The organism is Pseudomonas sp. RIT-PI-S (assembly GCF_025642975.1).
GTDB lineage: Bacteria > Pseudomonadota > Gammaproteobacteria > Pseudomonadales > Pseudomonadaceae > Aquipseudomonas.
In genome coordinates this window covers 95,536-116,250 of record NZ_JANZKJ010000008.1, presented here as the reverse complement: position 1 = coordinate 116,250, position 20,715 = coordinate 95,536, and the positions used below count along the sequence as shown (strand labels likewise).

Below are 20,715 nucleotides of genomic sequence, written 5' to 3'. Positions count from 1 at the left end.
CCGCTCCTACAGAGTTTGATTGTCAGATGTAGGAGCCGGCGCCAGCCGGCGAACCGCATCCGCTGCCGGTTCGCGGGCTTTGCCCGCTCCTGCAGGTTTGTTTGCCGACTGTAGGAGCCGGCGCCAGCCGGCGAACCGCATTCGCCGCAAGTTCGCGGGCCTTGCCCGCTCCTACAGGTTTGTTCGGCGGCTGTAGGAACTGGCGCCAGCCGGTGAACCGCATTCGCTGCAGGTTCGCGGGCTTTGCCCGCTCCCACAGGGTAGTTCGGCGGCTGTAGGAACTGGCGCCAGCCGGTGAATCGCATCCGCTGCAGGTTCGCGGGCTTTGCCCGCTCCTACAGGGTAGTTCGGCGGCCTTAGGAGCCGGCGCCAGCCGGCGAACCGCATTCGCTGCAGGTTCGCCGGCTTTGCCCGTTCCTACAGGGTTTGATTATCAGATGTAGGAGCCGACGCCAGCCGGCGAATTGCCTCCACCGCAAGTTCGCGGGCTTTGCCCGCTCCCACAGGGTAGTTCGGCGGCTGTAGGAGCCGGCGCCAGCCGGCGAACCGCATCCGCCCCAGGTTCGCGGGCTTTGCCCGCTCTACAGGGTAGTCGGCAGCTGTAGGAGCCGGCGCTGGCCGGTGAACCGCCTCCACCGCAGGTTCGCGGGCTTTGCCCGCTCCTACAGCGCTGCTGCCCCAGCTTTTTCCTCGCACCAAGCCACATATTTAATAATTTTCCTGGCCTGGCGAATCCGCCACCATCAAGCCGCCCCACCGATAAAAGGCTCCTTAGAAGCCGATACCACCGCGCTTTTCGCTTCCTGCCCAGACACCACTCGAATAACCCTAATTTGTCGTTCTCGGGAGTGATCCATGGTCCATTCATTCGTTTCGCGTTGCGCCCGCCTCGGGGCTTCGGTCGCGCTGGCTGCCGGCGTCATCACTGGCGCCGAAGCCGGCACCCTGTCCATCGGCCACACCACCTGGGTGGGCTACGGCACGCTCTACCTGGCCCAGGACCTTGGCTACTTCAAGGAGCAGGGCCTGACGGTCGAGCTGCCGACCATCGAAGAGGCTTCGATGTACATGGCCGCCCAGGCGTCGGGGAAGTTGTCCGGCTCGGCCTCTACCCTCGACGAGATCCTCAAGTACCGCCCGCAGTTCTGTTTCAAGGCCGTGGCCGCGCTGGATGAAAGCTTTGGCGGCGATGGCGTGGTGGTGGGTAAGGACGTCAACAGCCTGAGCGATCTCAAAGGCAAGGCCATTGCGGTCAACGAAGGGTCGGTGTCGCAGTTCTGGCTCGCCTACCTGCTCAAGCAGGCAGGCATGAAGATGAGCGATTTGCAGATCCAGAACATGACCGCCGACGACGCCGCCACCGCCTTTATCGCCGGCCGCGTACCTGCCGCCGTGACTTGGGAGCCGCACTTGTCGATGGTGCGCAGCAAGCAGCAAGGCAAGGTGCTGGTAGACAGCAGCAGCACGCCCGGCGTGATCGTGGACGTGGTGGCCCTGAGCTGCGATGTGATCGACAAGCAACAGGCAGACGTGAAGGCCTTGGTCAGTGGCTTGTACAAGGCTGTGCAATACACCAAGGACCATCCAGACCAAGCCTACGCCATCATGGCCAAGGGCGTTGGCGGCTACCTGGCCGACCCCAAGGAACTGGCCGCCGCGGCCAAGGGCGTGCGCTTCTATGACCAGGCCATGAGCGAGAAGCTGCTCGGCAGCGCCGGCCAGCAGGGCGACGCCGCCACTGTGATCAAGCTGGGCAACGAAGCCGCCAGCGCGCTACAGGGCAAGCCTTACAACGTGAGCTACGACGACTTGATCGACAACCGCTTCGTGAGCCCGAAGTAAGGAGCGCCACATGAGCAAGCGCAATTCATGGCTGAACCGGTGCATCACACCGAAAACCTCGCTGCCCGTGCCGGTGATCTGGAGTGCCAGTGCGCTGGCCTGGGCGTTGATGATCGGCCTCTGGGCGGGGCTGAGTTACGGCGGCGTGGTGCCGGCGATGTTCCTGCCCACGCCCGGTGCGGTCATGGATGCCGCGCTCAGGCTGTCGCGGGACGGCGCGCTGGGCGAGCACGTGTGGGCCAGCGTGGAAGTGGTGATGGTGGGCTTTATCGTCTCCTCCATCGCCGCTGTGCCGCTGGGGCTGCTGATGGGCAGCTTCCGCGTGGTGCAGGCGTTCCTGGAGCCGGTAGTGAACTTCATCCGTTACCTGCCGGTGACCTCGTTCGTGCCGCTGTTCATTCTGTGGATCGGCATCGGCTTGGAGCAGCGGGTGTCAATCATCATTTTCGGGGTGTTCTTCCAGCAACTGGTGATGATCGCCGACGTGTCGCGCGGCATCTCCAAAGACCTGGTCGATGCGTCCTATACCCTGGGCTCGAGCCGGCGCGATGCGCTGGTGCACGTGATTGCCCCCGCCTCGGTGCCGGGCATTCTCGACACCCTGCGCGTGACCATGGGCTGGGCCTGGACCTACCTGGTAGTGGCCGAGCTGGTCGCAGCCTCCAGCGGCCTGGGCTACCTGAGCCTGAAGGCCATGCGGGGCTTCCAAGTGGATGTGATTTTCCTCGCCATCGCGGTGATCGGCCTGCTCGGCCTGGTGACCGACCAACTTTTCCGTTTCCTGCGCTTGAAGGTGGCAGCATGGGCACAATGACAGCAGCGACTAACCGTTTCACCGGGCACGCCATGGCTGCGGCCGACGCCCCCACCAGCCTGCGTATCGAGGGCGTGAGCCTGCGCTACCAGACACCCGACGGCGGTGTGTTCACCGCGCTCGAAAACGTGTCGCTGCAGGTCAAGAACCAGCAGTTCGCCGTGCTCGTGGGCCCTTCGGGTTGTGGCAAGTCCAGCCTGCTGTACCTCACTGCCGGGCTCGCCGAGCCCAGCGACGGGCAGATCTTCGCCAACGGCCAGCCGGTGGATGGCCCAGGGCCGGACCGGGGCATGGTGTTCCAGGCCTACACGCTGTTCCCCTGGCTGACCGTGCGGCAGAACATCGAGTTTGGCCTCAAGCGGCGCAAGGTCGGCGCCGCCGAGCGCAAGGAAATCGTTGAGCATTACCTGAACGAAGTGGGCCTGACCCGCTTCGCCGATAACTATTCCAAGCAGTTGTCGGGCGGCATGAAGCAACGGGTGGCCATCGCCCGGGCGCTGGCCAACGACCCGCAGATCCTGCTCATGGATGAACCCTTCGGCGCCCTCGACAGCCAGACGCGCCTGCAAATGCAGCAACTGCTGCTGCGGGTGTGGGAGCACAGCAAGAAGACCGTGCTGTTCGTGACCCACGATATCGACGAAGCCATTTTGCTCGGCGACCAGATCTTCGCCATGGGTGCGCGCCCGGGGCGGATCAAGAAAGTGTTGGACGTTCCCATCGAACGCCCTCGCCACTTGGACATGGTGATGGACCCCGCCTTCATTTCGATGAAAAAGGAAATATTCCACTTGCTGCATGAAGGCGACGAGCATTGATCGCCACTTAGCTGCAATGGGTTCAACACTTCCGCTGTAGGAGCTGAAGCCAACTTGCGAGCCGGTTGTGCTTAGTTAACATTTAATTAACCAGCCTCCATGGAACAATAACTTCCGGCGGCAGGCGCGCTTGTTTGAAGTATCACTTTCTGTATCGGTTAATTGTATTCAAAACCCAGCTTAATACTATTTTACCGGCGCTCAGGCGGCCCCTAGTCTGGCAACAACACCTGGTTGCCACGGCAAACTTGAATAAACCGCCTTCTTCAAGGACACACACATGACAGTTGATAAAACCTTTATAGACACGCTCGTAGTGGGCGCGGGTCAGGCTGGCGTGGCCATGAGCGAACACCTGAGCAAACTCGGCGTGCCACATCTGGTGCTAGAGCGCAGCCGGATCGCCGAAGCCTGGCGGACCGGCCGCTGGGATTCGCTGGTCGCCAACGGCCCGGCCTGGCACGACCGCTTCCCAGGCCTGGATATCGAAAACGTGGACCCCAACGGCTTCGCCTCCAAAGACCAGATGGCCGCGTATTTCGAAGCCTATGCGCGCAAATTCAATGCGCCCATTCGCACCGGGGTCGAGGTCAAGCGGGTAACACGAAACGTCGGCCGGCCTGGGTTCACCGTGGAAACCAGCGACGGAGTGATCGAGGCCAACCGCGTGGTTGCCGCCACCGGCCCCTTCCAGCGCCCGGTGATCCCGGCGATCGCCCCCAAAAGCGAGGCACTGCTGCAGATCCACTCGGCGGGCTACCACAATCCGGCCCAGCTGCCCGACGGCGCGGTGCTGGTGGTGGGCGCTGGCTCCTCGGGGGTGCAGATCGCCGACGAACTGCGTGCCGCCGGTAAACAGGTGTACCTCTCGGTGGGCGCTCACGACCGCCCGCCGCGTGCCTATCGCGGGCGGGACTTCTGCTGGTGGCTGGGGGTGCTGGGCGAGTGGGACGCCGAAGTGGTCAAGCCGGGCAAGGAGCACGTGACCATCGCCGTCAGCGGTGCCCACGGCGGGCGCACGGTGGACTTTCGCCGCCTTGCGCAGGAGGGCATCACCCTGGTGGGCCTGACCCGCGCATTCGAGAACGGCGTGGTCAGCTTCGCTCCGGACCTGGCCGAAAACCTCGCGCGCGGCGATGAAAACTACCTTGGCCTGCTCGATGCCGCCGACGCCTACATTGCCCGCAACGGCCTGGACCTGCCCGAAGAACCCGAGGCCCGCCGCACCTGGCCGCAACCCGACTGCGTGGCGCACCCGCTGCTGGAGCTCGACCTGGCCAAGGCCGGCGTGACCTCGATCATCTGGGCCACGGGCTACGCGGTGGATTTCAGCTGGCTGCAGGTCGACGCCTTTGCTGCCAATGGCAAGCCCAGGCACCAGCGCGGGGTCGGCGCGGAGCCGGGCATCTATTTCATCGGGCTGCCGTGGCTGTCCCGGCGGGGGTCTGCATTTATCTGGGGCGTGTGGCACGACGCCCGGCACATCGCCGATCACATCGCGATCCAGCGTAAATACCAGGCCTACCAGGGCATTTCGCCGCGGCCGGCCGATGCCGCCCAACCGGCCCAGGCCGCCGCCCAACCGGCGGTCAGCGCCTGATGCCTCGCCACCCATTCCCGTTGAACCAGGAGTTTTAACCATGGCCCAGCCCACCCACACGCGCATTCGGATGTTCAACACCAAGGACACCTACCCCAACCAGACCCTGGACAACGACCTCTGCCAGGCCGTGCGTGCCGGCAACACCGTGTATGTGCGCGGCCAGGTGGGTACGGATTTCGACGGCAACCTGGTCGGCCTCGGGGACCCGCGCGCCCAGGCCGAGCAGGCGATGCGCAACGTCAAGCAGTTGCTTGAAGAGGCCGGCAGCGACCTGAGCCACATCGTCAAGACCACCACCTACCTGACCGACCCGCGTTACCGCGAGCCGGTGTACCAAGAGGTGGGCAAATGGCTCAAGGGGGTATTCCCTATCTCCACCGGGCTGGTGGTGTCGGCGCTGGGCCAGCCGCAATGGCTGATGGAAATCGACGTGATCGCGGTGATCCCCGCATAACCCTCACCCGCCTCAGGAGCCACGCCATGACCTTTTCCATTGCCGGGCGCTGCCCGGAAACCGGCCAGTTCGGCATCGCGATCAGCTCCTCGAGCATTGCCGTGGGCGCGCGCTGCCCCTGGCTGCGGCCCGGGGTGGGCGCGGTGGCCAGCCAGAACATCACCTTGCCCGCGCTGGGCCCCGAAGTGCTGGACCTGCTCGAACGCGGCCAGGTGCCCACAGACGCGCTGGATCAAGTGCTTACCCGCAACGGCTACAGCCAGTATCGCCAGGTCACGGCCATCGACCACCTGGGCCGCACCGCGCACTTCAGCGGCGGGCAAACTCTGGGCACCCACGCCGCTGTCGCGGGCGAGCAATGCGTGGCCGCCGGCAACATGCTCGCCAATAACAGGGTGATCGCAGCCATGGTGCACGCCTTCGAAAGCGCCGAAGGGCAGTTGGCGGACCGCCTGCTCGCGGCGCTGGCGGCCGGCCAGGCCGAAGGCGGCGAAGCCGGCCCGGTGCACTCGGCGGCGGTGGTGGTGGTCGGCGAGCTGATCTGGCCCATCGTCAACCTCAGGGTGGACTGGGCCGAACAGGACCCCATCGGCGAGCTGGGCAGGCTCTGGGGCGCCTATCGGCCGCAGATGCAGGATTACATCGACCGCGCCCTGGACCCGGCCAAAGCGCCGGGCTACGGGGTGCCGGGGGATGAGCGATGAGCCGAAGCATTGACTTGCTGCGCCAGCTGGTGGCGTTCGACACCACCAGCCGTGAGTCCAACCTGGCGCTGATCGACTTCGTCGAGCATTACCTGGCCAGCCATGGGGTGAAGGCGCAGCGGGTGTACAACGGCGACCGCAGCAAGGCCAACCTCTTCGCCACCTTAGGCCCGGACGACCGCCCGGGCATCGTGCTCTCCGGCCATACCGATGTGGTGCCGGTGGATGGCCAGCCCTGGACGCTGCCGCCGTTCGAGCTGAGCGAGCGCGACGGCAAGCTCTACGGGCGCGGTACGGCGGACATGAAGGGCTATATCGCCTGCGTGCTGGCCCTGGTGCCCGAGCTGCTCGCCATGCCGCTGCGCCTGCCTGTACATATCGCCCTGTCCTACGATGAAGAAGTCGGTTGCCTGGGCGTGCGCACGCTGCTGGCTGCGCTTGAAGCGCGGCCAATCAAGCCGATGCTGTGCATCATCGGCGAGCCTACGGAACTGGCGCCGGTGCTCGGGCACAAGGGCAAGCTGGCCATGCGCTGCGATGTGCAGGGCCATGCCTGCCATTCGGCCTATGCGCCGCAAGGGGTGAATGCGATCGAGTACGCCGCCGAGCTGATCGCCGAGTTGGGGCGCATTGGCACCGACCTGAGCGCCGAGCCCTACCGTGATGCCCGCTTCGACCCGCCCTATACCACCGTGCAAACCGGCCTGATCAGCGGCGGCGAGGCGCTGAACATCGTGCCGGCGGACTGCCGCTTCGATTTCGAAGTTCGCGCCCTCCCCGCCCATGATCCGCGGCAAGTCGCCCTGGCGTTGCAGGCCTACGCCCGCGAGCAGGTGCTGCCGCGCATGCGCGCCGTTGGAGGCGAGAGCGGCATCCGCTTCACCGAACTCTCCGCCTACCCGGGCCTTGCCACCGACGCGCGCAGCCAGGCCGCCGAATTGATCGCTCAGTTCTGCGGTTCAACTGAGTTTGGCACCGTCGCCTTCGGCACCGAAGGCGGCCTGTTCGACGCCGCCGGCATTCCTACCGTGGTCTGTGGCCCCGGCAGCATGGACCAAGGCCACAAGCCGGATGAGTTCGTGGCGATGGAACAGTTGGCCGGGTGCGAGCGGATGTTGCGGCGGGTGCTGGAGTTTGCTCGTATTGGTTGACGCATCCAGCGCCCCAAGCGCAGGCAGAGCCTGGCGCCTACGCACCACTACCCTGCGCTATAGGCGGCAGGGGCTGCGGGCTTGAGGGGCCAATTGGCGACGTAGGTTGTAATGTTTCAGCTGTCGCAACGGCGCCTATGCAAAGGGACGATCGCTACCTCACGGAACGGAGGACAGCAATTGGCCCATCATCGATACCGCGCGAGCACGTTACGACGTGGCCGCTACTCAGTGGAAAACGGGGTGTACCTGATCACGATCTGCGTAGCGGATCGTCGTTCCGCTTTTCATGATTGGACCCACGCCCGGCCGGTGGTAGCCGCGATGAACGCCGAGGCTCGATGTGGGCATGGAAAAACGCTCGCCTGGGTGCTGATGCCAGACCATTTCCATTGGCTGGTGCAACTCGGCGCCACGGATGTGAACGTGCTGGTCCGCCGCTTCAAGTCACGTTCGACCCGGCAGTACAACATCATTTCGACTGGCCGGGCGCACTCTGGCAGAAGAACTTCCATGACCGGGCGTTGCGGGCAGAGGACGATGTGATGGCGGCAGCCAGGTATGTGATCTGTAATCCCTTACGAGCTGGTTTGGTCGAGCGCGTAGGTGATTACGCATTGTGGGATGCGGTGTGGATTTGAACGAGATGCCCGTGCAGGGCGCAGGCCCCTATGCGTCGGCGCGACGCAAACCCGCATGCCCTGTAGGCGCAACGCTTGCGTGCGCTTGCAGGCCATGGCGCAGGCAGAGCCTGGCGCCTACGGTGGTGTGCGCATCGGCACCGCCCGGCGGCGCAACGCAAACTTTCATTCCTCGTTGGCGCAACGCGCACCATCATTCCTCGTAGGCGCAACGCTTGCGTGCGCTTGCGGGCCATGGCGCAGGCAGAGCCTGGCGCCTACGGTGGTGTGCGCATCGGCACCGCCCGGCGGCGCAACGCACACTGTCACTCCTCGTTGGCGCAACGCGCACCGTCAGGCCCGTAGGCTCAACGCACACCCGCAGGCTTAGTAGGCGCAACGCTTGCGTGCGCTTGCGGGCCGCGGCGCAGGCAGAGCCTGGCGCCTACGGCGGGATGCGCATCGGCACCGCCCGGCGGCGCAACGCGCACCGTCAGGCCCGTAGGCGCAACGCAAACCCGCAGGCTTCGTAGGCGCAACGCTTGCGTGCGCTTGCGGGCAATGGCGCAGGCAGAGCCTGGCGCCTACGGTGGTGTGCGCATCGGCACCGCCCGGCGGCGCAACGCACACTGTCATTCCTCGTTGGCGCAACGCGCACCGTCAGGCCCGTAGGCACAACGCACACCCGCAGGCTTCGTAGGCGCAACGCTTGCGTGCGCTTGTGGGCCATGGCGCAGGCAGCGCCTGGCGCCTACGGTGGTGTGCGCATCGGCACCGCCCGACGGCGCAGCGCGCACCGTCAGGCCCGTAGGCACAACGCGCACCCGCAGGCTTCGTAGGCGCAACGCTTGCGTGCGCTTACAGACCATGGCGCAGGCAGAGCCTGGCGCCTACGGTGGTGTGCGCATCGGCACCGCCCGGCGGCGCAACGCGCACCATCATTCCTCGTAGGCGCAACGCTTGCGTGCGCTTGCGGGCCGCGGCGCAGGCAGAGCCTGGCGCCTGCGGCTGGTATCGGAACCGGGCTCACACCTGGCAAGAGGTCACATCTGTGCCTTGGGCCCCAACTCGGCCTGACAATGATCCACGAACAGCTGTGCCGGTTTGGTCAACTGGCTGCGGCGCAGCCAGGCGGCGGAGAGGCCGGAGCCGGTGACGGTTTCGGCCAGGGGCACGCACACCACTTTCTGGCCGTCGTAGGCGAAGCTAGACGCGGGCTTGGTCACCAGGATCGAGAAGCCGAACCCCCGCGCCACCATGCCGCGAACCATTTCGATCGACGGCGAGCTGAAGACGATATGCGGGGTCAGCCCGCGCTCTTCGAAAATGCTCACGAAATACGTCCGGCTAGGGACCACGTCCAGCAAGATCATGGGTTCGAGCACCAGGTCCGCCAGGGATACTTTCGCCTGTTGCGCGAAGCGGTGGCCCTCCGGCAGCAAGGCATGGGGCTGCTGCGGCGGCATCAGCGCCACGGTTTCGATGGTGCTGTCCAGCTCGTGCTCGTAAAGGATCGCCAGGTCGATGCTGCCGCCGGTGAGCGCCTGCACCAGCTCCTGCTGTTCGCCGTCGCGGATGCGGATCTCCACCCCCGGCCAGCGGTCGCGAAAGCCTGCGATCAGCCGGGGCAGATACAGCGGCGCGACCGTCTCGAAGCAGCCGATGTCGATCTGCCCGGCGACCACATCGTTGTCCGCCAGGGCGTTTTGTTCGAATTCATGGGCCACTCGCAACAGCTCCAGGGCCTTGCGATAAAAACGCGACCCGCTGGGGGTCAGCGACATGCCCTGAGCGTGGTGGCGGATAAACAGCTGCACGCCGAAGCTTTCTTCCAGCTGCTTGATCGCGGTCGACACCGAGGGTTGGGCGATATAAAGCTTGCGCGAGGCTTCAGCCACACTGCCGCACTCCACAGTAGTGATGAAGTATTTAAGTTGTCGCAGGTTATAAGCCGCCATAGAGGCCTCCCGGGCAAATACGCTGCGGTGAATTTACAGCATTCCCCTGAGAACAGCGCAGCGGCCTTCATGTTATTTACGTGAAACTATAAGCGTGCTCCATCGCCGTGCGCACGCACTTTCTTAGTGCGCACTAAACAGCATTTTTATAGTTGCGAAGCATATTTTTAATAATTTCCCGGTAGGCGGCCCTCAGCCAATATCCGTGCACGGTACTCACCCGCCGCTTAACGCTAACCGGGGACTTTCACGATGGATTTCAACAGCTGGCAGCGCTTGGCCAAACAACAAACTTTCATAGACGGCGCGTTGATCGACGGGCGTGCGCACCTGGCCGAAAACGGCCAGACCTTCGCGGTCATCAACCCAGCCACCAACACATTGCTCGCCCGAGTGGCGGCCTGCGGCGAGGCCGAGGTGGACCTTGCCGTGCGCGCCGCCCGACGTGCCTATGACCAGGGCCCCTGGGCGAAGATGCCGCCGCGGGAACGTAAGGCAGTGCTGCTGCGCCTGGCCGAGCTGCTGCTGGCCAACCGTGAAGAACTGGCCCTGCTCGACTCGATGAGCATGGGCAAGCCAGTGATGGATGCCTACCACGTAGACGTTCCCGGCGCCGCCGGGGTCTTTGCCTGGTACGGCGAAGCGCTGGACAAGCTCTACGACGAGGTAGCCCCCACTGGCCGCGATGCCCTGGCCACCATCACCCGGGTACCGTTGGGTGTGATCGCCGCCGTGGTGCCCTGGAATTTCCCGCTGGACATGGCCGCCTGGAAGCTCGCCCCGGCACTGGCCGCCGGCAACAGCGTGGTGCTCAAGCCAGCCGAGCAGTCGCCCTTCTCCGCCTTGCGCCTGGCCCAGTTGGCCCTGGAGGCGGGGCTGCCCGAAGGGGTGTTCAATGTGGTCACCGGCCTGGGAGACACCGCCGGCCGCGCGCTCGGCCTGCACCCCGACGTGGACGCCCTCGCCTTCACTGGCTCCACCGCTGTGGGCAAGGCGTTCATGCAGTATTCGGCGCAGTCCAACCTCAAGCAGGTGTGGCTCGAATGCGGCGGCAAAAGCCCCAACCTGGTGTTCGCCGACTGCCAAAACCTGGCCCTGGCCGCGGAAAAGGCCGCGTTCGGGATCTTCTTCAACCAAGGCGAAGTGTGCTCGGCCAATTCCCGCCTGCTGGTGGAACGCTCCATCCATGACGAATTCGTGGCACGCCTGGCAGAGAACGCCAAGGCCTGGCAGCCCGGCGACCCGCTCAACCCCACGAGCAAGATGGGCGCGGTGGTCAACGCCCGGCAGACCGAGCGGATCCTCAAGTACATCGCCGAGGCCAAGGCAGGCCCCGCGCGGCTGGTGACCGGCGGCGGGCAGCTTACCTTCAATGGGTCCAATAACTTCATCCAGCCGACCATCTTCACCGGTGTCACGCCGCAGCTGCCCCTCTCCAGTGAAGAAGTGTTCGGCCCGGTGCTGGCGGTCACCGCCTTCGACCACGAGGGCGAAGCGGTCCACCTTGCCAACGACCACATCTACGGCCTGGCCGCGTCGGTATGGACCGACGACCTCAACCGGGCCCACCGGGTGGCGCAGCGGCTGAACGCCGGCACGGTATCGGTGAACACCGTGGACGCCCTCGACGTAAGCGTTCCCTTCGGTGGCGGCAAGCAGTCCGGCTTCGGCCGGGACCTGTCCTTGCATTCGTTCGACAAGTACACGCAGCTGAAGACCACCTGGTTTCAGTTCCGCTAACCCTGCTGGAGCCACCCATGAGCGCAAAAGATGCAACGCCGGCCGCCCTCGAGCTGAGCACCATCCAACCGATACCGGCCAGCGAACGCCACGGCCGCGCCCGCGACCTGTTCACCATCTGGTTCGGCTCCAACATCATGCTGTTGACCGTGGTCACCGGCGCCTTGGCCGTGACCGTGTTCAAGTTGCCGCTGCTGCCGGCGCTGGTCGCGTTGATCGCCGGCAACCTGTTCGGCGCGGTGTTCATGGCCCTGCATTCGGCGCAAGGCCCGCAGCTGGGTGTGCCACAGATGGTGCAGACGCGCGGCCAGTTCGGCTCTTACGGCTCGCTGCTGGTGGTGGCCCTGGTGGTGATCATGTACCTAGGGTTCTTCGCCTCCAACCTGGTGATGGGCGGGCAGGCGCTGCACAGCCGCTACCCAATGTTCGGCACCCACCTGGCTATCGTGCTGGTGGGGGCGATCAGCGTGGTCGCCACGGTGTTCGGCTACCGGCTGATCCATGCCTACACGCGCTTGATGAGCTACCTCTCCGGCGCCGTCCTGTTGCTGTGCTTCGCCTGGATACTCGGCGTGCACGGGCTGCCTGCCGATGTGTGGCAGCGCAACACCTTCAGCACCGCGGGTTTTTTGGGCACGCTCTCGGTCGCCGCGCTGTGGCAGCTGGCCTATGCGCCTTATGTGTCGGACTACTCGCGCTACATGCCGGCCAACACCGGCAGCCGCGCGGCGTTCTGGTCCAGTTACTGGGGCTGCTGCCTGGGGTCGATCCTGCCCATGGTGCTGGGCGTTCTGGTGGGGCTGAGCGCGGACGGCGATGTGATCGCCGGGCTGATCGAGCTCACCGGCCCAGCCAGCACACTGGTGGTGGCAGTGTTTTCGGTGGGCATTGCCGCCACCAACGCCATGAACCTGTATTGCGGCACCCTCTCGACCATCACCGTAGGGCAAACGCTGGTGCCTCGATGGGCTGCCGGAGCGCTCTCGCGGGCGGTCACCGCGCTGGTGCTGTTCGGCATGGCACTGGCCCTGGCGCTGCTTGGCCAAGACGACTTCATGCTCAACTACACCAACTTCATTTTGCTGCTGCTCTACGTGCTGGTGCCTTGGACCGCCATCAACCTGGTGGATTATTACCTGGTGGCGCACGGCAACTACGACGTGCCGTCGTTCTTCCGCCGTGATGGCGGCATCTACGGGTACTTCAACTGGACGGCCGTGGGTTGCTACCTGCTCGGCGTGCTGGTGCAGGTCCCCTTCATGGCGACCGAGCTGTACACCGGGGTGGTCGCCAAGGCCATCGGCGGCGCGGATATCGCCTGGATCGTTGGCCTGGCGGTGATTTCACCGGTGTATTACCTGGCCAGCCGGCGCCGCGGCCTGCGCGCCTTGGGCGGCCTCAAAGGGAGCGTACGATGAGCGGCTTCGACTACATCATCGTGGGTGCAGGTTCCGCAGGCTGTGTGCTGGCGAACCGCTTGAGTTCAAACCCCCGCATCCGGGTGTGCCTGATCGAAGCCGGCAGCCACGACAACAGCCTGCGCATCCAAACGCCGGCCGGGACGATCACACTCTACAAAAGCAAAAAATACAGCTGGAATTTCTTTTCTGCGCCGCAGAAGGCCCTCAACAACCGCCGCCTGCACACCCCGCGCGGCAAGGTGCTGGGCGGCTCCAGTTCGATGAACAGCATGATCTACATCCGCGGCCACGCGTCGGACTACGACCGCTGGGGCGCGGCCGGCTGCCCCGGCTGGGACTGGCAAGGCGTGCTGCCGTACTTCAAGAAATCCGAGAACAACCGGCTTGGGCAAAACCCGGCGTATCACGGCCAGCAGGGCGAACTGCACGTGGACGTGCCGCGCGATCCCAACCCTATCGCCCGGTTGTTCGTGGCCGCCGCGGAACGGGTGGGCATGCGCCACAACAGCGACTTTAATGGCGGCGAGCTGGATGGGTGTGGGCTCTACAACGTCACGCAAAAGGATGGCAAACGCCTGTCCAGCTACCGGGCCTTCGTGCAGCCGGTGCTGGGCCGCCCTAACCTGACCGTGATGACCGACTGCGCGGTGCGCTCGCTGGTGCTCGAAGGCAAGCGCGTCACGGGTATAAACCTGGTGCGCGACGGCAAGGCCCAACAGCTCGCAGCGGCCAAGGAGGTGATCCTCAGCGCCGGCACCCTGGGCAGCGCGCAGCTGCTGCTGGCCTCCGGCATCGGCCCGCAAGACGAGCTGCAGCTGGCCGGCGTACGGCCGTTGCATCACCTGCCCGGGGTGGGCAAAAACCTGCAGGACCATCTCGACGGGCTGGTCACCGTGCGCTCCCATAGCGCGCAGACCCTAGGCTTTTCCGTTGGCGCCTTGCCCACTATCCTCCGCGCGCCGTGGCGCTATCTGCGCGGGCGCATGGGCTGGCTGACCACCAACTATGTGGAGGCCGGCGGCTTCGCCCGTACGCCCCTGGCTGAGGGCGTGCCGGATGTGCAGTTCCACTTCGTGCCGGGCTATCGCAGCCATCGCGGCCGCCTGTTCGAATGGGGCCATGGCTATGCGGTGCACACCTGTGTGCTGCGACCCAAAAGCATCGGCGAGGTCCGCCTGCAAGCTGGCGGCGAGCTGGCCATCGACTTCAACTTCCTGGCGAACCCCGAAGACGGCCGCGTGTTGGTCGAGGGGCTGAAGCTCGCCCGCAAGGTGCTCGCCGACCCACTGTTCGAACGCATACGTGGCACTGAGATGCTGCCCGGCAAAGCGGTGCAAACCGATGAGCAACTGCTGGCCTACCTCCGTGAGCACGGCGCCACGGTGTTCCACCCCGTAGGCACCTGCAAGATGGGCCAGGACCCGCTCAGCGTGGTCGGCCCGGACCTGAAGGTCCATGGGCTGCAAGGGCTGCGCGTGGCCGATGCCTCGATCATGCCCACGCTGGTGAGCGGCAACACCAACGCCCCTTGCATCATGATCGGGGAAAAGGCGGCGGATATGATTCTCAACGGTGGCGGGCTATAGCCGCTGTTCGCGAACTCCGCCTGTTCCCACAACACCAGGCCCGCAGCCACCAGGCTTGCCCGCGATCAGACGCACCTCCGTGTAACACCGTCGCCGGCAAGCCGGCTGCTACGCGTTAGAGGGTGCGGCATCCTGGAATCTCCTACACCGCCAGGCCCGCAGCAGCCGGGCTTGCCGCGATCAGACGCAACTCCGCGTAACGCCCGTCGCCGGCAAAGCCGGGCTGCTACGCGTTGGAGGGTGCGGCATCCCGGAATCTCCTACACCGCCAGGCCCGCAGCAGCCGGGCTTGCCGCGATCAGACGCAACTCCGCGTAACGCCCTTCGCCGGCAAGCCGGGCTACTACGCGTTGGAGGGTGCGCACAACCCTCGGATCTCCTACAACGGCCGTGCATGAGCGGGCATAGCTCGCGAGCCAGGTTTTGTGGTTGCCGTCAGCCCGCCCACGCGCTACAACTGGCCGCTCCATGCTCGCTGAGTGACCTCTATGGCCGCTACTACCACCCCTCGCTTCTGGCGAGACCCGCAGCTGCCTTTCATCGAAATGCGTTCCATCGAGGACGGCCGGCGCGTGTGCTACAGCCGCCATGCCCACAAGGTGTTTTCCATCGGCGCGATCACTGCGGGGCGCAGCACCTACCTGCACGAACAAGGGCAGCACACCGTGGGCACTGGCACCGTGGTGATGATGAACCCCGGCGCCGTGCACGCCTGCAACCCTATCGATGACGCACCCTGGTCCTACATCATGATGTACGTGGACGCAGCCTGGCTGGGCGGCATTCAACAGGCCTGCGAAGGCCGCGAGCCAAAGGGGTTTCGGCCGATCGCTGCGCTGCACAGCCGTTGCCCTGCTCTGTTCGACGGGCTGCTCGCCCTGCATGCCGCCCTGCTGGACCCAACCCTGGAAGTGTTGGCCAAGCACGAAGCCGCCATTGGCTTCTTCATGGTGATGCAGCAGGCGCTGGGCGGCGCCGAGGCAACGGCGCACAAACCCAACCCGCGAGTAGAACGGGCCGCTGCGTACATCGACGCCCATTTTACCCAGGGTATTACCCTGGAGCAGATCTGCCGGGCGGCGAACCTCTCGGAGGGGTATCTGATCCGGGCCTTCCAACAGCGCTACCACATGACGCCCCACGCCTATGTGGTCAACCGCCGGGTACAGCATGCGCAAGCGCAGCTGCGCGCAGGTGCTGCCATTGCCGAGATCGCCCAGCAAGCCGGCTTCGCCGACCAGGCGCATTTGCAGCGGGCATTCAAAAAGCACTTGGCGGCCACGCCCGGGCAATACCAGCGTTAAAAATAGACCAGCGACACGGCGCAGCCTGCCAGCAGCGCCGCCATGCAGCGGTTGAACGCCCGCACCCGGCCAGGGCTTTGCAGGTAGGCCCCGAGGAAGGCGCCGGCATAGACCCAGCAGGCCACGGACAGGTAACACACCCCGAAGTAGATCAGGGCGAAGGTCCAGATCAGCCCGGCCTGGCCATCGGCGGCGAACGCGCCCATGCCCGCCACCGCCGCCAGCCACGCCTTGGGGTTGAGCCATTGCATGGCAGCCCCATGCAGCAGCGATGGTGGCCGGGCCGCTACGGTGGTGTGCAGCCGGCCATCGTCGGCCGCCAGCTTCCAGGCCAGGTACAGCAAAAACAGCACACCCGCCCAGCGCACGATTTCGATCAAACCCGGCTGTTGCTTGAGCACCTGATGCAAGCCAAACCCGGTAAACAACAGCAACACCACGAACCCTACGGTCGCGCCCAGCACATGACGCTGCCCCGCCGCCAAGCCAAACTGCGCCCCGCTGCTCAGGGCCACTACGTTCACCGGGCCCGGTGAGATCGACGCCGCCAAGGCAAACGCCGCCATCGAAAACAACACGCTCATCGTCGCGCTCCATTGGGTAAGAGTGGGCAACGGTAGACCAGGCGCGTAGGTGGGGGATTGAAGGAAACCGACCTTTGCATCGTCACGGTTAAGCGTATAGCTCCTCCCAAAACGGGAGGAGGACGGCGGGTGATTGCCAAAAGAATGCTGGCCAAATTGGCGCAAGCCTGGACAAGCCGATGCCAAAGGCCCCTTGGAAAGCTGGCACGGCACCGTTGTAAAAGCCCAATGGAAAACGCCCGGGGATGTGAAGGCCCACGCCCGTAATGCGGGCATCTGCGCTAGAAACCGTGTGGCATTTAATATCGGCGGGAACAACTATCGGTTGGTCGCTGGGCTTCAATACCAGGCCGGCATCGTATGGGTGGAATTCATCGGCCCCCGCGCTCAATACGATGAGATAGACGTGGAGACTATCAATGCACGGTTTGAGCACCTGTGCGGCAGCGCATGCCGCCTAAGCACCCGCCCTCAGTGTGACGCCACGTACCCCGAAGGCACGCTCGGCGCAGGCAATGCGAATGCCTGGCGCATCCAGGCCACTTCCTCTTTCGGCGTGCGGCCGAACAGGCGCTTGAACTCGCGGCTGAATTGCGAGGTGCTTTCATAGCCTACCGTCGTGGCGGCCGACGCCGCGGTGACGGTGTTGCGGAACATCAGCAGCCGCGCCAGGTGCAGCCGGGTGGCCTTGAGGTATTGCACTGGCGAAGTACGGGTGGCCTTTTTGAAATGCGCGTGGAAGGCCGACACGCTCATGTTCGCCTCGCGGGCCAGCTCGCTGATCGTAAGCGGTTGGCCGACGCTGGCGTGAATCCTGCGCAAGGCCTTGGCGACCTTGCCGAAGTCCCCTTCCTGGGCGAGCGCGCTGCGCAACGATCCCCCTTGGGCCCCGCTGAGAATGCGGTAGTAGATCTCCCGCTTGAGCGCCGGCCCCAGCACCACGCTGTCGATCGGCGAGGCCATGGCTTCTAGAAAGCGCAGCACCGACGCCCGCAGCGGCGGCTCCATGGGAGAGGCGTACATGCCCTTGGGCTCGGCCAACGGAAACCGCCGGGCGCTGAGCTCCAGCATCAGCTCGGTGGCCAGGGGTACGTCCAGGTGAAAGTAGATCGCCAGCAAAGGCTGCGCGGCGGTGGCGTCGGTTTCCATGGTGAACGGCACCGGCAGCGCGACCGCCAGGTAATGCTGGGCGTCGTACAGGTATGTCTCGCCGCCCCAATAGCCGCGCTTGCGGCCCTGGCAAACGATCACGATCCCCGGGTCATACAACACCGGCGTGTCCGCCAGGGCACGGTTGGAGCGCAGAAAGCGCACATCTGCCAGCCCACTCAGGTTGTAGCCTTCCAGCGGCGCCAGCCCTTGCAGCAGCTCGACCATCCGCCCGCCGGGCTCGAACGCTTCGTCGCCCATCGTTCACCCACCTCCGCTTTCGATAGCCACGGCACGCTGCCCGGGCGCGGCACAAATGGCAAGCGCCTCGCCCCCGTTATGTAGGATCAGGCAATGATCGCGCACGATCACGCCTCAACACGCACTCTGCCCCGCCCTACCCTGCACTCACACCCTTTGCGAGAGGAGGCATCGAACCATGGCAGCCACATTGACCCTTTTGATCACCGGCGTGAGCAGCGGCTTTGGCAAGGCCATTGCCGACGAAGCACTCGCCCACGGCACCGGGTGATCGGCACCGTTCGCACGGCGCAAGCGGTGCAAGCGTTCAACCAGCACCCCTCCGGCCGGGCCCACGCCTACCTGCTGGACGTGACCGACGAAGCGGCGATCGAGCCGGTGGTCGCTGAGATGGAGCGTAGCCATGGCCCGCTGGATGTGCTGATCAACAATGCCGGCTACGGCCATGAGGGCGTACTGGAAGAGTCCCCGCTGGCCGAGATGCGCAAGCAGTTCGACGTCAACGTGTTCGGCGCGGTGGCGATGATCAAGGCGGTGCTGCCGCACTTCCGCGCGCGCCGCGCCGGGCACATCATCAACATCACCTCCATGGGCGGCTACCTCACCATGCCGGGCATCGCCTACTACTGCGCCAGCAAGTTCGCCCTTGAGGGCCTCTCCGACACCCTGAGCCAGGAGCTGAGCCCCTTCGGCATCGCCGTCACCGCGGTAGCGCCCGGCTCGTTCCGCACCGACTGGGCCGGCCGCTCCATGCGTCGCTCGCCGCGCAGCATCGCCGACTACGACGCCTCATTCGACCCGGTGCGCGACGCCCGCCAGGCCAAGCACGGCAAACAGCTGGGTGATCCCGCCAAAGCCGCCAAGGCCATCTTGAGCATCATTGGCAGCGCCGCGCCACCGGCACACCTGTTGTTGGGCAGCGACGCGCTCAAGTTGGTACAGGGGCGGCTGGCGGCGCAGGCGGCCGAGATCGAGAAGTGGAAGGCATTGACCTGCTCGACGGATGGTTGAGGGTTAGGGAGGATTCATGCCCCATTCGCTGCGCAGCTTCCCGTAGCAGCAGGGCTTGCCCGCGATCGGCACACGGCCGTGTAACGCCCCGTCGCCGGCAAGCCGCGCTCCTACGTTTGGGGGCGCTGCATCTTCCCGTAACAGCCGGGCTTACCCGCGATCGGGCGCACCGCCGTGTAACGCCCCGTCGCCGGCAAGCCGGCTGCTACGTTTAGGGGGCGAACATCTCCCGTAACAGCAGGGCTTGCCCGCGACCGGGGCACTGAGCATAAGCCCCCGTTGCCGGCAAACCGGGCCGCTACGAGCGCAGACACCGTCAGCGACTATCCCGCCCCTGCTCCAACGCATAGCGGCGGCAGTGTTCCAGGTAGCCTTTCTCGTGGCTGCCCACCAGCTCCACCACACTGGACCATAGCCAGGACGGCGCATCGAGGGTGCGCGAACGGTTCAGTTGCAGGTCCTTTATCCAGGACAGCCGGGTAGCCATATCCATCTGCCGAGCGTGGGCCACCCCCACCACTCGGGCGAGATAAGCCGCCACGTTCATGGCCTCGCGGTGGGTCAATTGATCCAGCTCCAGCTTCATGTCTTGGGGCAAGAGTTCGCGGATAAAGAAGCCTTTGTCCAGCATGCGGGTGGAGATCATGCGATTGCCGAGGCCCGGCGACAATTGCCGTGCACCCTCGACTACCCGCTGGGCGTTGTCCCTGGGCATGCGGGCCCTGGGCGCCCGGGGAGCGGCGGCGCCGACCGCCTCCTTGATGTCGATCAGGCAGTAATCCTGCTCGTCTTCGCCGCCCACGCCCAGCAGCACTGCATAGCGGTTCAACCCCAGGGAGCTGCAGCCCTTGACCCAATAGGCCGCATCCAGCAGTTCCACCTCATCGCCGCTGGAGCGCCCCTTGAGCGAGGTCACCAGCCCGTGCACCTCGGGGCTTGCACAGAGCAGCTCGATCGCCTTGCGCTCCTCTTTGGCCAACGGCCAGAAGTGCTTGCCCAGCGGGATGGTCGGGCGCATGTCCTCGATCCGCTCCTGGGCCAGGTGCTTCCAGGTGCGCTGGACCGCGCTGCGCATGCCCGCCTTCACCTGCGCAGGGCGCTCGGGGTCTTTGTCGTTGCCGTCTTCGAACGCCAGTTCATAGCCGCGCATCATCTCTTCGAGCATCTGCGCCGTGGCCACGCCGGGAAGGTCCGAACCACGCGCGGCGGTGGCCAAGGACAGCCCCAACCGCAGCAGATCGTGGGCAGGGTTGCCGATCACGGTCTGGTCCAGGTCGCGGATGTGTATGTCAATCTTGCCCTTCAGGTCCCCAGTGGGCCCCAGGTTGCCGGAATGACAGTCCCCGCAGATCCACACCGGCGGCCCACTGGGCAACCGCCGCCCCGGCAGGCTATGCAGCCACTGATAAAACTGGACCGTGCTGCCACGCACATAAGCGTGGGCCGAACGGGCCATCTTCAGGTTGCGCAGGTGAGTGAGGGGGGCGAGGCGTTCGGAGGGCTGTACTGCTTTCATAAGGCGACCTTGTGCGGAGTACACAATCGACCGCTGCGGGACTGGATGTTTCAACATATTTCAGAATTGCACCGCTGCTGCACTTGTGGCCCCACCGATGCGCGTGTGCTGGAAAGCCCCGGTGCCGGTGCTGTTGAAACGGGTCCCAGCACTCAGGGCACACGCTTTAGATGGTTCGA

At 65.1% G+C, this 20,715-nt stretch carries 16 protein-coding genes and 2 pseudogenes; 14 read left to right on the top strand and 4 right to left on the bottom strand.

The annotated features are described in order from the left end of the window. Nucleotides 1-855 precede the first annotated feature (855 nt). The 8 genes from OGL93_RS13195 (at nucleotide 856) to OGL93_RS13160 (ending at nucleotide 7,932) form a co-directional block, all read left to right on the top strand. On the top strand, nucleotides 856-1,842 hold the full coding sequence (locus tag OGL93_RS13195; protein ID WP_263263125.1) for an ABC transporter substrate-binding protein: 987 nt from the start codon (nucleotides 856-858) through the stop codon (nucleotides 1,840-1,842). A gap of 10 nt (nucleotides 1,843-1,852) precedes the next feature. Further along, on the top strand, nucleotides 1,853-2,656 hold the full coding sequence (locus OGL93_RS13190) for an ABC transporter permease (protein ID WP_263263124.1): 804 nt from the start codon (nucleotides 1,853-1,855) through the stop codon (nucleotides 2,654-2,656). Beyond that, nucleotides 2,644-3,474 (top strand): ABC transporter ATP-binding protein, encoded by an 831-nt coding sequence (locus tag OGL93_RS13185; RefSeq protein ID WP_263263123.1) that lies wholly within the window; start codon nucleotides 2,644-2,646, stop codon nucleotides 3,472-3,474. The genes OGL93_RS13190 and OGL93_RS13185 overlap by 13 nt, the downstream gene beginning before the upstream one ends. Nucleotides 3,475-3,754: 280 nt before the next feature. Next, on the top strand, nucleotides 3,755-5,074 hold the full coding sequence (locus OGL93_RS13180) for an NAD(P)/FAD-dependent oxidoreductase (RefSeq protein ID WP_263263122.1): 1,320 nt from the start codon (nucleotides 3,755-3,757) through the stop codon (nucleotides 5,072-5,074). Nucleotides 5,075-5,114: 40 nt separating this feature from the next. Then, the gene (locus tag OGL93_RS13175) at nucleotides 5,115-5,531 is read left to right on the top strand and encodes a RidA family protein (protein ID WP_263263121.1); all 417 of its coding nucleotides are present in this window, start codon (nucleotides 5,115-5,117) and stop codon (nucleotides 5,529-5,531) included. A gap of 26 nt (nucleotides 5,532-5,557) precedes the next feature. Then, on the top strand, nucleotides 5,558-6,235 hold the full coding sequence (locus tag OGL93_RS13170) for a DUF1028 domain-containing protein (RefSeq protein WP_263263120.1): 678 nt from the start codon (nucleotides 5,558-5,560) through the stop codon (nucleotides 6,233-6,235). Next, nucleotides 6,232-7,386 (top strand): acetylornithine deacetylase, encoded by a 1,155-nt coding sequence (argE, locus tag OGL93_RS13165; protein WP_263263118.1) that lies wholly within the window; start codon nucleotides 6,232-6,234, stop codon nucleotides 7,384-7,386. The genes OGL93_RS13170 and argE overlap by 4 nt, the downstream gene beginning before the upstream one ends. 243 nt (nucleotides 7,387-7,629) lie before the next feature. Continuing rightward, on the top strand, nucleotides 7,630-7,932 hold the full coding sequence (locus tag OGL93_RS13160; protein ID WP_346659648.1) for a transposase: 303 nt from the start codon (nucleotides 7,630-7,632) through the stop codon (nucleotides 7,930-7,932). A 1,117-nt stretch (nucleotides 7,933-9,049) separates the two neighbouring features. On the opposite strand, the gene OGL93_RS13155 is transcribed toward OGL93_RS13160, so the two are convergent. After that, nucleotides 9,050-9,964, bottom strand: coding sequence for a LysR family transcriptional regulator (locus OGL93_RS13155; RefSeq protein WP_263263117.1), 915 nt, complete (start codon nucleotides 9,962-9,964; stop codon nucleotides 9,050-9,052). A 252-nt stretch (nucleotides 9,965-10,216) separates the two neighbouring features. On the opposite strand from OGL93_RS13155, the gene OGL93_RS13150 reads away from it, so the two are divergent. The 4 genes from OGL93_RS13150 to OGL93_RS13135 all read left to right on the top strand — a co-directional run bounded on the left by OGL93_RS13150 (nucleotide 10,217) and on the right by OGL93_RS13135 (nucleotide 16,015). After that, a complete protein-coding gene (locus tag OGL93_RS13150; RefSeq protein WP_263263116.1) occupies nucleotides 10,217-11,704 on the top strand; it encodes an aldehyde dehydrogenase in 1,488 nt (495 codons plus the stop codon). Nucleotides 11,705-11,721: 17 nt separating this feature from the next. Continuing rightward, on the top strand, nucleotides 11,722-13,122 hold the full coding sequence (locus OGL93_RS13145) for a cytosine permease (RefSeq protein WP_263263115.1): 1,401 nt from the start codon (nucleotides 11,722-11,724) through the stop codon (nucleotides 13,120-13,122). After that, complete coding sequence (locus OGL93_RS13140; protein WP_263263113.1) at nucleotides 13,119-14,711, top strand: GMC family oxidoreductase N-terminal domain-containing protein; 1,593 nt, start codon at nucleotides 13,119-13,121, stop codon at nucleotides 14,709-14,711. Before OGL93_RS13145 ends, OGL93_RS13140 begins: the two co-directional genes overlap by 4 nt. Before the next feature lie 488 nt (nucleotides 14,712-15,199). Then, nucleotides 15,200-16,015, top strand: coding sequence for an AraC family transcriptional regulator (locus OGL93_RS13135; RefSeq protein ID WP_263263112.1), 816 nt, complete (start codon nucleotides 15,200-15,202; stop codon nucleotides 16,013-16,015). On the opposite strand, the gene OGL93_RS13130 is transcribed toward OGL93_RS13135, so the two are convergent. Then, nucleotides 16,012-16,599 (bottom strand): LysE family translocator, encoded by a 588-nt coding sequence (locus tag OGL93_RS13130; RefSeq protein ID WP_263263111.1) that lies wholly within the window; start codon nucleotides 16,597-16,599, stop codon nucleotides 16,012-16,014. The two genes, OGL93_RS13135 and OGL93_RS13130, sit on opposite strands and share 4 nt — an antisense overlap. Before the next feature lie 133 nt (nucleotides 16,600-16,732). Between OGL93_RS13130 and OGL93_RS13125 the strand changes: the two are divergent. Continuing rightward, a pseudogene (locus OGL93_RS13125) lies at nucleotides 16,733-16,942 on the top strand (type II toxin-antitoxin system HigB family toxin); the annotation flags it as partial. A 128-nt stretch (nucleotides 16,943-17,070) separates the two neighbouring features. Here the strand turns inward: OGL93_RS13125 and OGL93_RS13120 are convergent. Next, a complete protein-coding gene (locus OGL93_RS13120; protein ID WP_263263110.1) occupies nucleotides 17,071-18,009 on the bottom strand; it encodes an AraC family transcriptional regulator in 939 nt (312 codons plus the stop codon). Between the two features lie 178 nt (nucleotides 18,010-18,187). Here OGL93_RS13120 and OGL93_RS13115 point away from each other — a divergent pair. Continuing rightward, nucleotides 18,188-19,020, top strand: a pseudogene (locus OGL93_RS13115) (oxidoreductase). 316 nt (nucleotides 19,021-19,336) lie between these two features. Here OGL93_RS13115 and OGL93_RS13110 read toward each other — a convergent pair. Continuing rightward, nucleotides 19,337-20,536 carry a DUF2252 domain-containing protein gene (locus OGL93_RS13110; RefSeq protein ID WP_263263109.1) on the bottom strand — a complete coding sequence of 400 codons (1,200 nt, stop codon included), beginning with the start codon at nucleotides 20,534-20,536 and terminating at the stop codon, nucleotides 19,337-19,339. Nucleotides 20,537-20,715 lie beyond the last annotated feature (179 nt).

Bases quoted from the DNA above. Each gene is read 5' to 3' on its own strand.
- OGL93_RS13180 (WP_263263122.1), top strand. From the start codon at position 3,755: ATGACAGTTGATAAAACCTTTATAGACACGCTCGTAGTGGGCGCGGGT.
- OGL93_RS13170 (WP_263263120.1), top strand. From the start codon at position 5,558: ATGACCTTTTCCATTGCCGGGCGCTGCCCGGAAACCGGCCAGTTCGGC.
- OGL93_RS13145 (WP_263263115.1), top strand. From the start codon at position 11,722: ATGAGCGCAAAAGATGCAACGCCGGCCGCCCTCGAGCTGAGCACCATC.
- OGL93_RS13185 (WP_263263123.1), top strand. From the start codon at position 2,644: ATGGGCACAATGACAGCAGCGACTAACCGTTTCACCGGGCACGCCATG.
- argE (WP_263263118.1), top strand. From the start codon at position 6,232: ATGAGCCGAAGCATTGACTTGCTGCGCCAGCTGGTGGCGTTCGACACC.
- OGL93_RS13130 (WP_263263111.1), bottom strand. From the start codon at position 16,599: ATGAGCGTGTTGTTTTCGATGGCGGCGTTTGCCTTGGCGGCGTCGATC.
- OGL93_RS13135 (WP_263263112.1), top strand. From the start codon at position 15,200: ATGGCCGCTACTACCACCCCTCGCTTCTGGCGAGACCCGCAGCTGCCT.
- OGL93_RS13190 (WP_263263124.1), top strand. From the start codon at position 1,853: ATGAGCAAGCGCAATTCATGGCTGAACCGGTGCATCACACCGAAAACC.
- OGL93_RS13175 (WP_263263121.1), top strand. From the start codon at position 5,115: ATGGCCCAGCCCACCCACACGCGCATTCGGATGTTCAACACCAAGGAC.
- OGL93_RS13150 (WP_263263116.1), top strand. From the start codon at position 10,217: ATGGATTTCAACAGCTGGCAGCGCTTGGCCAAACAACAAACTTTCATA.
- OGL93_RS13195 (WP_263263125.1), top strand. From the start codon at position 856: ATGGTCCATTCATTCGTTTCGCGTTGCGCCCGCCTCGGGGCTTCGGTC.
- OGL93_RS13120 (WP_263263110.1), bottom strand. From the start codon at position 18,009: ATGGGCGACGAAGCGTTCGAGCCCGGCGGGCGGATGGTCGAGCTGCTG.
- OGL93_RS13110 (WP_263263109.1), bottom strand. From the start codon at position 20,536: ATGAAAGCAGTACAGCCCTCCGAACGCCTCGCCCCCCTCACTCACCTG.
- OGL93_RS13140 (WP_263263113.1), top strand. From the start codon at position 13,119: ATGAGCGGCTTCGACTACATCATCGTGGGTGCAGGTTCCGCAGGCTGT.
- OGL93_RS13155 (WP_263263117.1), bottom strand. From the start codon at position 9,964: ATGGCGGCTTATAACCTGCGACAACTTAAATACTTCATCACTACTGTG.